At 64.7% G+C, this 13,352-nt stretch carries 11 protein-coding genes; 7 read left to right on the top strand and 4 right to left on the bottom strand.

The window, feature by feature from the left end:
• Positions 1–12 precede the first annotated feature (12 nt).
• The gene (gene icmF, locus ACQPZ2_RS38655; RefSeq protein WP_433522915.1) at positions 13–3,231 is read right to left on the bottom strand and encodes a fused isobutyryl-CoA mutase/GTPase IcmF; all 3,219 of its coding nucleotides are present in this window, start codon (positions 3,229–3,231) and stop codon (positions 13–15) included.
• A 293-nt stretch (positions 3,232–3,524) separates the two neighbouring features.
• Here icmF and ACQPZ2_RS38650 point away from each other — a divergent pair, with 293 nt between their 5' ends.
• From ACQPZ2_RS38650 to ACQPZ2_RS38620, 7 genes are all read left to right on the top strand, one after another.
• Positions 3,525–3,770, top strand: a complete 246-nt coding sequence (locus tag ACQPZ2_RS38650; protein WP_433522914.1) for a hypothetical protein — start codon at positions 3,525–3,527, stop codon at positions 3,768–3,770.
• Between the two features lie 58 nt (positions 3,771–3,828).
• Positions 3,829–4,794, top strand: coding sequence for a hypothetical protein (locus tag ACQPZ2_RS38645; protein ID WP_433522913.1), 966 nt, complete (start codon positions 3,829–3,831; stop codon positions 4,792–4,794).
• 252 nt (positions 4,795–5,046) lie between these two features.
• Complete coding sequence (locus tag ACQPZ2_RS38640) at positions 5,047–6,546, top strand: CoA-acylating methylmalonate-semialdehyde dehydrogenase (protein ID WP_433527636.1); 1,500 nt, start codon at positions 5,047–5,049, stop codon at positions 6,544–6,546.
• Positions 6,547–6,574: 28 nt separating this feature from the next.
• Positions 6,575–7,714, top strand: coding sequence for an acyl-CoA dehydrogenase family protein (locus ACQPZ2_RS38635; protein ID WP_433522912.1), 1,140 nt, complete (start codon positions 6,575–6,577; stop codon positions 7,712–7,714).
• Positions 7,711–8,790, top strand: coding sequence for an enoyl-CoA hydratase/isomerase family protein (locus tag ACQPZ2_RS38630; RefSeq protein ID WP_433522911.1), 1,080 nt, complete (start codon positions 7,711–7,713; stop codon positions 8,788–8,790). Before ACQPZ2_RS38635 ends, ACQPZ2_RS38630 begins: the two co-directional genes overlap by 4 nt.
• On the top strand, positions 8,787–9,683 hold the full coding sequence (gene mmsB / locus ACQPZ2_RS38625) for a 3-hydroxyisobutyrate dehydrogenase (RefSeq protein WP_433522910.1): 897 nt from the start codon (positions 8,787–8,789) through the stop codon (positions 9,681–9,683). Before ACQPZ2_RS38630 ends, mmsB begins: the two co-directional genes overlap by 4 nt.
• A gap of 3 nt (positions 9,684–9,686) precedes the next feature.
• Positions 9,687–10,514: an enoyl-CoA hydratase gene (locus tag ACQPZ2_RS38620; protein WP_433522909.1), complete on the top strand. Its 828-nt coding sequence runs from the start codon at positions 9,687–9,689 to the stop codon at positions 10,512–10,514.
• 60 nt (positions 10,515–10,574) lie between these two features.
• Here the strand turns inward: ACQPZ2_RS38620 and ACQPZ2_RS38615 are convergent, their stop codons facing one another.
• The 3 genes from ACQPZ2_RS38615 to ACQPZ2_RS38605 all read right to left on the bottom strand — a co-directional run bounded on the left by ACQPZ2_RS38615 (position 10,575) and on the right by ACQPZ2_RS38605 (position 13,246).
• Positions 10,575–11,375: a DUF6159 family protein gene (locus tag ACQPZ2_RS38615; RefSeq protein ID WP_433522908.1), complete on the bottom strand. Its 801-nt coding sequence runs from the start codon at positions 11,373–11,375 to the stop codon at positions 10,575–10,577.
• Positions 11,376–11,510: 135 nt separating this feature from the next.
• On the bottom strand, positions 11,511–12,569 hold the full coding sequence (locus ACQPZ2_RS38610) for an Hsp70 family protein (RefSeq protein WP_433522907.1): 1,059 nt from the start codon (positions 12,567–12,569) through the stop codon (positions 11,511–11,513).
• Between the two features lie 128 nt (positions 12,570–12,697).
• Positions 12,698–13,246, bottom strand: a complete 549-nt coding sequence (locus tag ACQPZ2_RS38605; RefSeq protein WP_433527635.1) for a MarR family winged helix-turn-helix transcriptional regulator — start codon at positions 13,244–13,246, stop codon at positions 12,698–12,700.
• Between the last annotated feature and the right edge of the window lie 106 nt (positions 13,247–13,352).

The raw sequence follows: 13,352 nt of genomic DNA, 5'->3' as shown, positions 1-13,352 counted from the left end.
GCCCAACCTATTTCACACGTTGCGGCGGTACTGTCCGCCGACGGTGAAGAAGGTGTCGGTGATCTGTTGCAGGGTGCAGACCCGGGCGGCGTCCATCAGGACCTCGAAGATGTTGTCGTCGGTGCGGGCCACCGCGTCCAAGCGGGCGAGGGCGGCATGTGCGGCATCGCGGTGGTCGTTCTGGAACTGGCGCACGCGCTGCAGTTGTGACTGCTTCTCCGTCTCGGTACCGCGAGCCAATTCGATGACCCGATGCGGTTCGCCGTGCGGGTTGCGGAAGGTATTGACGCCGATGATCGGCAGCGAGCCATCGTGTTTGCGGTGCTCGTAGCGCATGGATTCGTCTTGGATCTTGCCCCGCTGGTAGCCGGTCTCCATGGCCCCGAGGACCCCGCCGCGCTCGCTGATGCGATCGAATTCGGCGAGCACGGCCTCCTCGACGAGATCGGTGAGTTCATCGATGAGAAAACTGCCCTGGAGCGGATTTTCGTTCATCGCGATGCCCCACTCGCGGTTGATGATGAGCTGAATGGCCAGGGCGCGGCGCACCGATTCCTCGGTGGGTGTGGTCACTGCCTCGTCGTAGGCATTGGTGTGCAGGCTGTTGCAGTTGTCGTAGATGGCGATGAGCGCCTGCAGGGTGGTGCGAATGTCGTTGAAGCTCATCTCCTGTGCGTGCAGCGATCGGCCCGAGGTCTGCACGTGGTACTTCAACTTCTGCGAACGCTCGTTGGCGCCGTAGCGATCTCGCATGGCAACGGCCCAGATGCGCCGCGCCACCCGGCCGATCACCGAATATTCCGGATCCATGCCGTTGGAGAAGAAGAACGACAGATTCGGTGCGAAGTCATCGATCTGCATGCCGCGTGTGAGGTATGCCTCGACATAGGTGAATCCGTTGGCGAGGGTGAAGGCCAGCTGGCTGATCGGATTCGCACCGGCCTCGGCGATGTGATAGCCGGAAATCGAGACCGAGTAGAAGTTGCGAACGCCCTTGCGCACGAACCATTCCTGGATATCGGCCATCATGCGCAGACTGAATTCGGTGGAGAAGATGCAGGTGTTCTGCCCCTGATCCTCCTTGAGGATGTCGGCCTGAACGGTGCCGCGCACTGTCGTCAGGGTGCGTGCCGTGATATCGGCGGCCTCCTCGGCAGTGGGTTCGCGGCCTTCGGCGGTCGAGAACCGTTCCAGCGCTTGGTCGATGGCGGTATTGAGGAAGTAGGCCAGGATGGTCGGGGCCGGGCCGTTGATGGTCATCGATACCGAGGTGGTCGGCGCGATCAGGTCGAAGCCGTCGTAGAGCGCCTTCATATCGTCGAGTGACGCGATCGAGACACCGGAGGTGCCGACCTTGCCGTAGATATCCGGGCGTTCGGCGGGATCGTGCCCGTAGAGCGTCACCGAATCGAAGGCGGTGGAAAGCCGTGTCGCCTCGGCATGTTCGCTGAGCACCTTGAAGCGCCGGTTGGTGCGGAACGGATCGCCCTCACCGGCGAACATCCGCGCCGGATCCTCGTTATCGCGTTTGAACGCAAAGACGCCCGCGGTGAACGGGAACCGTCCGGGTAAATTCTCCGAGCGCAGGAATCGCAGCAGCTCACCATGATCGGTGAAGCGTGGCAGCGCGACGCGCGGAATGGAATTGCCGGACAGCGTCTCCCGGCGCAGGGGGGTGTGGATCTCCCGATCACGAACCCGAACCACCTGCTCCGCACCCCGATAGGAGTCGGCCAGTTCGGGCCAACCCGCCAGCAGTTCGGCATTGTCGGCATGCAGCGCGTCGCGGGCTTTTTCGGCGAGTTCGGCCACCGCGATGTCATCGGGCAGTTCGGCCGCCACCTGCTCGAGCCGCTGCAGGCGCTGTGCCGCAACGATTTGCGTGGCCGTATCGGCGTGGTAGTCGCGGACCGTATCGGCGATCTCGGCGAGGTAGCGCACCCGGGCGGGCGGGATGTTCTGGGCGAACCTGGTGGAGGAGCGGGTTTCCACCTTCGGTAGTACGCCGGGCTCCAGGTGCAGACCGTGCTCGGCGAGCAATCCGGTGAGGTGCTGGTAGAGCGCCGTTACTCCGTCATCGTTGAAAGTGGCTGCGCTGGTGCCGAATACCGGCATCTCCTCGGGAGATTTGGCGAACTCCTCGCGATTGCGAATCAACTGGCGCGAGACATCACGCAGCGCATCCTCGGCGCCGCGGCGCTCGAACTTATTGATCGCCACCACATCCGCGTAATCCAGCATGTCGATCTTCTCCAGCTGGGAGGCCGCGCCGAATTCCGGTGTCATCACATACATCGAAACGTCGACGTGGTCGGTGACCGCGGCGTCGCCCTGGCCGATGCCGGGGGTTTCCAGGATGACCAGGTCGTATCCCGCTGCCTTGCAGGCGGTCACGATGGCATCGATATTCTGCGGCAGCTCGTGGCCGCCGCGGGTGGCCAGTGAGCGGAAGAAGATGTGATCGCCGTCGAGGGCGTTCATCCGGATGCGGTCGCCGAGCAGCGCACCGCCGCCGCGTCGCCGGGTCGGGTCCACCGCGAGAATCGCGACGCGCAATTTGTCCTGCTGATCGGAACGCAGACGCCGCACCAATTCATCGGTGAGTGAAGACTTTCCGGAACCGCCCGTGCCGGTAATGCCGAGCACCGGCACCGTGCGTGCGGCGGCGGCCGAGGCCAGGGTCTGGCGATCGGACTCCGACAGCGTGTCCTGCTGCAGGCAGGTGATCGCGCGGGCGAGCGCGGCCCGTTCACCGGCGAGTACCGCGTCCAGCACCGGCGGCTCGGCGGCGAGATCGAAATCGCAGGTCCGGATCAGCTGATTGATCATGCCGGGCAGGCCGAGGCGCTGGCCGTCCTCGGGGGAGAAGATGGTCACCCCGGATTCGGCGAGGCGCGCGATCTCCTCGGCGACGATCACCCCGCCGCCACCGCCGAAAATCCGGACATGGCCGGCGCCGGCCTTCTTCAGTGCGTCGGCGAGATATTCGAAGTACTCGACATGTCCGCCCTGATACGAACTCACCGCGACGCCCTGGGCGTCCTCGGTGAGCACCGCGTCCACGACCTCACTGACCGCGCGATTGTGTCCGAGGTGGATGACCTCGGCGCCCTGCGCCTGCAGGATCCGTCGCATGATGTTGATCGCCGCATCGTGCCCGTCGAAGAGCGCGGCCGAGGTCACGAATCGGACGGGATGGGTGGGCGTGTGGAGCGCGGTGCTGTCGGCCACGGGGGTCCTCCGGGGGAGATCCTGTTTGGCGCCCGATACTAGGACGTCAAACTAATCTTACGGTGATGGCAGTCACAGCGCCAGGTGAACCGCGGGCCGGATAGTTGGCCGAATGATTGCCGCGGAATTCCGCTCACCGTGACCGCAACCCGCGACATCCACCCCGGCTCGAGTTCCGATGGAGGCAGCTGCCGAACGGCGACCATTTCCGCTGGCAGGACCGCACCTCGAGCCAAGGACTATCCATGGGAACGAACCGCACACCGCACAAATGCGATTGGTGGTGAGTCGAAATGAACTCGCAGGCTGTCCGCCAGTGGTGCACCGCTGGTGTCGATCGGATCTCGCGGTGGTGCGAAATCAGCGCCGGGGCATGGACCACGGTCGAAGCCCCGACGGTCACCACCGGGATGCGCGATGCGGTCGTGGCCGCAGCCGTCATCGAATTCGGTTCGCCGCTTCGGCCGAATGTGGCAGGCGGTGGCTATCGCATTTCACCTCACTCGCGCACCCCGGCACGGTATTGGAACTCGGCCTGAAGCGCTGAGTCGGCTTGCAGCAGTTAACGATTGCCGATGCACCGTCCATACTCGATACATGGGGATCCAGGATCGGTCGGGGGCGGCCTTGCGGCGGCTGGTCGACGAAGGTGTATTGACCGAAGCTCAGCGCGATGCGGTTGCGAAGGCGCTGGTGGCGGAGCGGACAAAGCCGGAATCTCCCGGCAAGTTACTCGCCGAGATCGCCGCTTACATCGGCGCGGGGTTGGTGTTCGGTGCTCTCGCTCTCTTGCTCATATCGTCCTGGGACGACCTACAGCGGACCGGGCGCGTCGTCATTTTCGGGCTGGTATCGGCTGGCCTCGCCCTCGGCGCGATCACGCTCGCCGGTGGCGTCTCCGCCTTGTTCGGGCGCTCCGCGGTCCCGCCCGGCTCTCGCGTGCGGCTTGCGACAGTGCTCTTCGCACTCGCATCCGGATCGGTCGCCGTGACGGTGGGTTCGGCCATCGATGGCGGCGATATCGATGACGCCTGGGTGTCCGCCTGCCTTGCGGGCTTGGTGGTGGCCGTACTCGGCTACCTTGCGTTGCCGTCGGTCATCGGCCTGCTGGTTGCCGCCTGGTACAGCGTTGTCCTGGTCCCGGGCGTACTCGACGAGGTGTTCGGGGTCGAAGAAGTCTGGATCGGGCTCGGGCTGCTCGTCCTAGGCGCGATCTGGTTCGCGCTCACCAGGATCGGCGTGGTCGTCGAAACCTGGGCGGGCTATCTTGTCGCGGTCCTCATCTCGGCGGCGGGCGTCGTGACCGTCTACGTCGACGCCGAGCGCGCGGGTTTCGTACTCGCCGTCACGGTGGCGGTCGTCTGCTTCGCGCTGCAAGCCACGCAGCGCTCGGCAGTGCTCATGATCGGCGGCGCTGTGATGATCGCGCTGGCCGTGGGCTCAGCGGTTGCCCATTGGTTCGACGACGGGGTCGGGGTGATGGTTGCGATCCTGATCATCGGCACAGTGGTCCTCGCTCTCGGTGCGTGGTTGCTCACCCGCCAGTCGAAGTCCTCCACCTGACCGGCAACAGCTCTCCCACGGGATTTGCGCCCCGCCGAGCGCAGTCGAATGGTGGTGGTCGCCGGGGTTCCGAGCCGCCATGCGACTACGCTCACCGCGCTGGTCGGGCGGCGGGTGCACGCTCAGTTCGCTGGGCGGTTGCCGTGGGATGAATCACAGTCTGTTCCCGCGCCTATATTTACTTGGACATCCAACTATAGGATGACCGTAAATCGCGCGATGCGCGGCGTCCACTACGAGAACAGGACTGGCATGGTTCGCGAACTCACTCATTACATCGGCGGACAGCATGTCGCCGGGGCCTCGGGCAACTTCGCCGATGTCTTCGATCCGAATACCGGCCAGGTGCAGGCGCGGGTGCCGCTGGCGAGTAAGGCCGAGGTCGATGCCGTCATCGCGAATGCGGCCGAGGCGCAGCAGGTGTGGGCCGCGTTCAACCCGCAGAAGCGGGCCAGGGTGCTGATGAAGTTCCTGACACTCGTGCAGGACGAGATGGATTCCCTTGCGGCGCTGCTGTCTGCCGAACACGGCAAGACCATCCCCGACGCCAGGGGTGATATCCAGCGCGGTATCGAGGTCATCGAATTCGCGGCGGGTATTCCGCATCTGCTCAAGGGTGAGTACACCGAGAGCGCGGGCACCGGCATCGACGTCTACTCGATGCGTCAGCCGCTCGGTGTGGTCGCGGGCATTACCCCGTTCAACTTCCCGGCCATGATTCCGCTGTGGAAGGCCGGTCCGGCGCTGGCCTGCGGAAACGCCTTCGTGCTCAAGCCGTCCGAGCGCGACCCCTCGGTGCCGCTGCGGCTGGCCGAGCTGTTCCTCGAGGCGGGTCTGCCCGCGGGTGTGTTCAACGTGGTCAACGGCGATAAGGAAGCCGTCGACGCGATCCTGCACTCGCCGACCGTCAAGGCCGTCGGCTTCGTCGGCTCCACCCCGATCGCGCAGTACATCTACGAGACCGCGACCGCGAATGGCAAACGCGCACAATGCTTCGGCGGCGCCAAGAACCACGCGATCGTGATGCCGGACGCCGACCTCGACGATGTCGCCGACCAGCTCATCGGCGCGGGCTACGGCTCGGCGGGCGAGCGCTGCATGGCCATCTCGGTTGCTGTCCCGGTCGGCCATGAGACCGCGAATCGCCTGCGCGAGAAGCTGATCGAGCGAATCGCCAAGCTGAATGTCGGGCGCTCCGACGATGCCGGTGCCGATTTCGGCCCGCTGGTCACCAAGGATGCGCTCGGCCGAGTCGAGAACTACGTCCAGATCGGCATCGATGAGGGGGCCGAGCTGGTGATCGACGGGCGCGGTCTCGCGGTCGACGGCGGCGAAGGCGGGTACTTCACCGGCGCAACGCTTTTCGACAATGTCACCCCGGAAATGCGGATCTACAAGGAAGAGATCTTCGGTCCGGTGCTCGCGATCGTGCGGGCCAAGGATTACGACGAAGCGCTGGCCCTGCCCAACGAGCACGAATACGGCAACGGCGTCGCGATCTTCACCCGCGACGGCGATACCGCACGGGATTTCGCCGCCCGCGTGCAGGTCGGCATGGTCGGCATCAATGTGCCGATTCCGGTGCCGATCGCGTACCACACCTTCGGCGGCTGGAAGCGCTCCGGTTTCGGTGATCTGAACCAGCACGGTCCGGATTCGATTCGCTTCTACACCAAGACCAAGACCGTTACCCAGCGCTGGCCTTCCGGGCTGAAGGACAGCAACCACTTCGTCATTCCGACGATGGACTGAATGGCCCACGGACGGGAGGTCGACGATCGTGTTCGCACTGAATGACGACGAGCGCGCCATTTCCGAAATGGCGCGCGACTTCGCCGACGAATACCTCGCCCCGAACGCCCTGGAATGGGATGAGCAGAAGCACTTTCCAGTGGATGTGCTGCGCAAGGCGGGTTCGCTCGGCATGGGTGGCATCTATATCGGCGAGGACGTCGGCGGCTCCGGACTGCGCAGGCTCGATGCCGTGCGCATCTTCGAACAACTGGCCACCGGCTGCCCCGCCATCGCCGCGTATATCTCCATCCACAACATGGTTGGGTGGATGATCGACAACTACGGCAATGCCGAGCAGCGCAACCATTGGCTGCCCCGGCTGACCTCGATGGAATGGCTCGGCAGCTACGCGCTCACCGAGCCGGGCGTCGGATCGGATGCGGCGGCCTTGAGCACCAAGGCCGTTCGCGACGGTGACGACTACTTGCTCACCGGGGTAAAGCAATTCATCTCCGGGGCGGGCAGCACCGATGTGTACGTCATCATGGCGCGCACCGGCGATGCGGGCGCGCGCGGGATTTCGGCATTCATCGTTCCGGCCGATACCCCGGGAATTTCCTTCGGCCCCAACGAGAAGAAGATGGGTTGGAATGCCCAGCCGACTCGTCAGGTGATTCTGGACAATGCCAGGGTGCCCGCCGCCAATATGCTCGGCGTCGAGGGCAATGGCTTCCGCATCGCCATGAACGGGCTCAACGGCGGGCGACTCAATATCGCCGCCTGCTCGTTGGGCGGCGGCCAGGCGGCGCTCGAGAAATCCGTGACGTACCTGGCCCAGCGCAAGGCATTCAACAGCCGACTGCTGGACAACCCGGCATTGCAATTCCAGCTCGCGGATATGCGCACCTCGCTGGAGGCGGCGCGGACCCTGCTGTGGCGGGCCGCCGCCGCATTGGATGCCGATGCCGACGACAAGGTCGAACTGTGCGCCATGGCAAAGCGATTCACAACTGACGCCGGATTCGAAGTCGCGAATAAGGCGCTGCAGATGCACGGCGGCTACGGGTACCTGGCCGAATACGGCGTGGAAAAGATCGTCCGCGATCTGCGGGTGCACCAGATTCTGGAGGGCACCAACGAAATCATGCGGGTGGTCGTCGCCCGCTCGGTGGTAGGAGCAGCATGACGGAATCCGAAGTTCACATCGATAAGCGCGACGGACTCGGTCTGATCACGCTGAACCGGCCCAAGGCCATCAACGCACTGAATCATCCGATGGCCCTTGCCATTTCCGCCGCACTTCAGGTGTGGGCCGATGACGACGAGGTGCGCACCGTTGTCGTCACCGGTGCGGGGGAGCGCGGGCTCTGCGCGGGCGGCGATATCGTCGCCATCCACCGTGACGCGTCCGCATTGCATGGTGGCTCCCCGGCCGGTGCCGCCGATGCGGATTCGGCCACCGGTGTGTTCTGGCGCGACGAGTACATCCTCAACGCCCTGATCGGCCGCTACCCGAAGCCGTATGTGGTGGTCATGGACGGCATCGTGATGGGCGGCGGTGTCGGTCTTTCCGGCCACGGCAGCCATCGGATCGTCACCGAGCGCTCCAAGATCGGCATGCCGGAGGTCGGCATCGGCTTCATTCCGGATGTCGGTGGCACCTACCTGCTCGCCCGCACGCCGGGCGAAATCGGCACGCACGTCGCACTGACGACCGCGCGGATGAGCGCCGGTGACGCCATTGCCGCGGGATTCGCCGATTACTACGTGGCCTCGGAACACATTCCGGCACTGCTGGAAACGCTGCGGACCGAGTCCGCGGAAATCGCGATCGCCAAATTCGCCACGGCCGCACCGGAATCCGAGCTGGTCGCCCAGCAGGACTGGATCGATGCCTGCTACGGCGCAGATTCCGTCGAGGAGATCGTCGATCGGTTGCGGTCGCACGGCTCGCCGGAGGCAGCCAAGGCCGCGACCGAACTGCTCGCCAAATCGCCTGTGGCGCTGAAGGTGACGTTGCGTTCGCTGCGTGCCGCCCGTGCCGCCAACAGCCTCGAGGCAGTGCTGAACGAGGAGTACCGGGTGTCCATCGCTTCGCTGGCCTCGCACGATCTGGTCGAAGGCATCCGCGCGCAAGTGATCGACAAGGACCGCAACCCGCGGTGGTCGCCCGCGACGCTCGCCGATGTCACCGCCGAGCAGGTCGACGCGTACTTCGTCGAATTGGGCGATAAGGAACTGGGTTTGGAGGCAATCAAGTGACGAAGAAGATCGGTTTTCTCGGCCTCGGCCATATGGGCGGTCCGATGGCCGCGAACTTGGTCAAGGCCGGATATGAGGTACTCGCCTTCGATCCCGTCCCCGCGGCACAGGAGCAGGCACGCAAAGACGGTGCCACCGTGGTGGATTCGGCCACTGCGGCGGCTGCGGGCCGCGATGTCGTGATCACCATGTTGCCCAATGGCAAGCTCGTCCTCGACGTCTACGCCGATCTGCTCTCCGCCGCGGCTCCGGGCACTTTGTTCATCGACTGCTCGACCATCGATGTCGCCGACGCCAAAGCGGCCGCCGCTACCGCCATCGACGCGGGTCATCGTGCACTCGACGCCCCGGTCTCCGGTGGTGTCGCGGGTGCCGCGGCGGGCACGCTGACCTTCATGGTCGGCGGCACCGAGGCCGACTTCGCCGATGCGCTCGACGTGCTCCAGGTAATGGGCGGCAAGGTCGTGCACTGCGGTGGCTCCGGTGTCGGCCAGGCCGCGAAGATCTGCAACAACATGCTGCTCGGCATCTCGATGATCGGCCTGTCCGAGGCCCTGGTGCTCGGCGAGAAGCTGGGCCTGAGCCACCAGTCGTTCTTCGATGTGGTCTCGACCGCATCCGGCCAGAGTTGGGCGCTGACCAGCTACTGTCCGGTTCCGGGTCCGGTACCGACCAGCCCAGCGAACAACGATTACCAGCCCGGTTTCGCCACCGCGTTGATGACCAAGGACCTGGGTCTTGCCGCGAATGCCCTGCGCGATAACGACGTCGATGGTCAACTCGGCATACTCGCCGCGGAGATCTACACCCGGTTCAACCAGTCGCAGGGCGGGAAGGACTTCTCCGCTATCGTCACCGATATCCGTGACCGTTCCGATGAAGAGGGTGTCTGAAAGATGGATACATCGCGAAGCGATTCCGTGGGGGGCGGTGGTCGGGCGACGGGAGGGCGCGACTTCGAGACGATTCTGCTGGAGCGCAAGGGCCGGGTCGGCTGGATCACGCTCAACCGCCCGAAGGCGCTGAACGCGCTGAACGCGCAGGTCCTCGACGATGTCATCGCTGCGCTCGACGAACTCGAGCACGATGACGCGATCGGCGCCATCGTCATCACCGGTTCGGAGCGGGCCTTCGCGGCCGGTGCCGATATCAAGGAGATGCAGCCCAAGTCGTACATGGACATGTTCATGAACGACTACTTCGCCCGCTGGGACCGGCTGGCGCAGTTCCGCAAGCCCACCATCGCCGCCGTCGCCGGTTACGCCCTGGGCGGTGGCTGTGAGCTGGCCATGATCTGCGACATCCTGCTCGCCGCCGACAACGCGAAATTCGGTCAGCCCGAAATCAAGCTCGGCGTCATCCCGGGCATCGGCGGCTCACAGCGCCTGACCCGTGCCATCGGCAAGGCCAAGGCGATGGATCTGGTGCTCACCGGCCGCAATATGGATGCCGAGGAGGCCGAGCGCGCCGGCCTCGTTTCCCGCATCGTGCCCGCCGCCGAACTGCTGGACACCGCACTCGAGGTCGCCGAAACGATCGCCTCGATGTCGCTGCCGGTCACCATGATCGCCAAGGAGGCCGTGGACCGCTCCTTCGAAACCACCCTCGCCGAGGGCCTGCGCTTCGAACGCCGAGTCTTCCACTCGCTCTTCGCAATCGACGACCAGAAGGAAGGCATGAGCGCCTTCGTCGAGAAGCGTCCGGCGAAGTTCACCAACAGCTAGCGCTGACGCATAGCACTGTGCCCGGCCGGGTGGATCTCGGCCGGGCACAGGTGTATTCGATCAGCCGCGGCCACGTCGCCGGAACGATTGCGACAGATCGGCCGTGGCGAACGCGATCGGCGCGTTGCCATCAACGCTGTACCGGTACAGCGCCGTCTGGTAGATGCCCGACAGCGCGGACACGACAACCCCGGTCGCCATGAGCCATGCGATGCCGAGCGCGATCACTGCCAGCCCGGCTACCGCACCCGTGCCGAGCATCAGGAATCCGACGAACATCACCAGAATGCCCGGCAGGGCGAACAGCAAGCCGAACAATCCGAGCCCGGCATTGCCTGCCAGATTCTCCCCCCAGGTCCGCTGCAAAGCCGCCGACGAATCCTTCACCGCCGCAACAACATTACGATCCTCGAGCACGATCTTCGGCAACACCAGGAATGTCACCACCTGCCATGCCGTCCCAGCGATAGCGGCCAAGATCATCCCGAGAAACGGCACTCGATCCTGTAGCCACCGCAACGCCTGCGACACCGTGGCCGAAATCGCCGCCCACACCAGAATCTGCGGCCATCGCGCCCCCGCCGCCCGCAGCCCCTCGGCCACATCGGGGTCCCCACCCTGCAACGCAACATTCGCCTGCGAGATCAATGCCGCATTGAAGAAAATCGTGACGAACGCGGAGACCAGATACATCAGCCCGAACAGCACGTAGGTCATCGTCGATGATTTGTGCCAGATATCGTTGGCAATGATCGGCACAATGAATGTCGCGGCCACCAGGACGCTCGCGACCGCCGAGAACACCGGAAAAACCGCCAATTCTTTGCGCGACTTCAGTACCGCGGCCGATGTCCTGAACATCTGCCACGAGCTTGCGAACGCCATTCCTGCCTCCAAGACCATCCGATCGATTGCGTCCACAATCGGTCAGGCCCCCTAAGAACCCCTTGCCGACTCCTTAAAAGGCACCGTCGGTCTTCGTATACCGCGTCGGGTTCAGTTGAAGGATTTCGCCGGGATTTCCGCGACTTCGACTGGGGTCGGCGCGTTGACACCACCGGGCGGCTGGGCGGAGCTGTGGTCCATGGCGAGCAGTCCGGCGATGGTCGCGCCCAATGCGATCGTAACCGCAACGGCGGCAATGAGTTTGCGGCGGCCGGTGGTGGTCGGCACCAGTGAACCGGTCAGCGCACCACTGCGTAAGCGCGCCATACGCACATCGCCATTGGGACGTTCCGCGGCAAGCAAAACCGCCCCGCGGGCCGAAACGTATTCGGGCTCCTCGTCGTAGATGACCGGGAGTTCGATCATTTCGGACAATTCTTCGCGGATATCGGGGTTGCGAGTGCAGCCGCCCAGCAAGATCAGAGCTTCCGGTTGGACGCCGGTTTCCTCGACCAGCTGGCGGACGAATGATGCGGAGTGGTGGATGCCCGCGGCGCACAGTTCGGCGAGGTCGCTGCGGGTGACCACGGCGCGTCCGCCGGAACTGTTGTCCATGGCGGTGATCACCCGAGCACTGCTGAGTTCTTCGCGATGCTTGCGGCTGGTGAGTTTGTCGGTGAATACACCGCCGCGGGCCAATTGCCAGCGCAGCAGTGCGTCGTAGCCGTCGCCGCCGAGTACGGTGCTGCGCTTGCTGGACAGGATGGTGTCGGTGCGGCAGTCGGCGTGGGTGATGGTCAGGCCGGAACTGCCGAGGTCGTAGAGGATGACCGAGCCAGTGGTAGGCAGGCAGCCGGTGAAGCGCAGGTAGCGCAGCTGGGCCAGCGGTTCGTCGACGATGGTGAGCCGGGTGCGGCCCGCGGTGGTGCGGATGGCGTCGGCGTGCAGCGGGCAGCGGCAGGTCACGGCGGTTCCGGTGATGAGCTCGTCGCGCCGGTCGGCGGCCGCGCGCATCTGGCGGATCGCCTCGAAGACTGGTTCCTCGACCCCACCACCCGCCCGACGCGGCACCTGGCATCGATCGATCGGGGGGAGATGCGGCTGATCGGAATGCGTCAGCATCGCGCGGGCACCACCAGCGCCCGCCGATACCCCCAAGACCAGCACCATGGATTCCATGGTGGACCCTTTCGCCTCCGCTGCCAAGAAGACGGGGCGGGAAATTCGCTAGTTGGATGCCAGACCGTTACCGCGCGGTCGTCCGCGCAGTGTAAAGACCGACCGGTTCGGCTGTTTGGTTACTGCTCGTGTGCCGACCATCGGGCCGGTTCATCACCGGTGTCGAAGTCCCCTGCGGCATGGCGGAATTCCGCGAGCAACTGCAGCAGCGTGTGCAGCCGATCCGGCGGAAGGCCGGGAATCGCGAAGACTTTCGCGTTGAGTTCCTCGGTCGCGTCGGCGACCAATTCCCTTCCGGCAGAGGTGATTTCGATCAGGGTGGCACGTCGGTCGCTGGGGTGCGGCACGCGCTCGACGAGCTTCGCGGCCTCGAGTCGATCGACGGTATTCGTCACGCTGGTGGGGTGTACCTGCAGTCGCGCACTGGCCTTCGCCATGGGCAGTGCACCCGTCTTGCTGAAAGCGAGCAGCATGAGGAGTTCATATCGAGAGAATGTCAGACCGGTTGGTTTCAGGGCCTCGTCCACTCGAGCCATCACGATTTGCTGGGCGCGAACCAGCGAGGTCACCGTCGCCATTCCGTCGGCGAAATCGCCCCAGCCGTGGCCGACCCATTGACGATGGGCCTCCTCGATCGGATCAATCGGAAGTGGGCGTGGCCGCGACATGGTCTTGATCATTCCACGTTCCGCCTCCGCTCCGGCTCTTCTCCCGATCGGTGAGCACCGCAGAAGTCGCATTCCGGAGATTCGAGCGTCATCGGTTCAGATCACA

The organism is Nocardia pseudovaccinii (assembly GCF_050942345.1).
Taxonomy (GTDB): domain Bacteria; phylum Actinomycetota; class Actinomycetes; order Mycobacteriales; family Mycobacteriaceae; genus Nocardia; species Nocardia pseudovaccinii.
The sequence above is the reverse complement of the archived record's forward strand: the minus strand, read 5'-3'. Positions and strand labels throughout refer to the sequence as shown.

Excerpts from the sequence above, each read along its gene's own strand:
- ACQPZ2_RS38650 (WP_433522914.1), top strand. The coding sequence starts at position 3,525 with ATGAACTCGCAGGCTGTCCGCCAGTGGTGCACCGCTGGTGTCGATCGG.
- ACQPZ2_RS38645 (WP_433522913.1), top strand. The coding sequence starts at position 3,829 with ATGGGGATCCAGGATCGGTCGGGGGCGGCCTTGCGGCGGCTGGTCGAC.
- ACQPZ2_RS38640 (WP_433527636.1), top strand. The coding sequence starts at position 5,047 with ATGGTTCGCGAACTCACTCATTACATCGGCGGACAGCATGTCGCCGGG.
- ACQPZ2_RS38630 (WP_433522911.1), top strand. The coding sequence starts at position 7,711 with ATGACGGAATCCGAAGTTCACATCGATAAGCGCGACGGACTCGGTCTG.
- ACQPZ2_RS38620 (WP_433522909.1), top strand. The coding sequence starts at position 9,687 with ATGGATACATCGCGAAGCGATTCCGTGGGGGGCGGTGGTCGGGCGACG.
- ACQPZ2_RS38615 (WP_433522908.1), bottom strand. The coding sequence starts at position 11,375 with ATGTTCAGGACATCGGCCGCGGTACTGAAGTCGCGCAAAGAATTGGCG.
- ACQPZ2_RS38610 (WP_433522907.1), bottom strand. The coding sequence starts at position 12,569 with ATGGTGCTGGTCTTGGGGGTATCGGCGGGCGCTGGTGGTGCCCGCGCG.
- ACQPZ2_RS38605 (WP_433527635.1), bottom strand. The coding sequence starts at position 13,246 with ATGTCGCGGCCACGCCCACTTCCGATTGATCCGATCGAGGAGGCCCAT.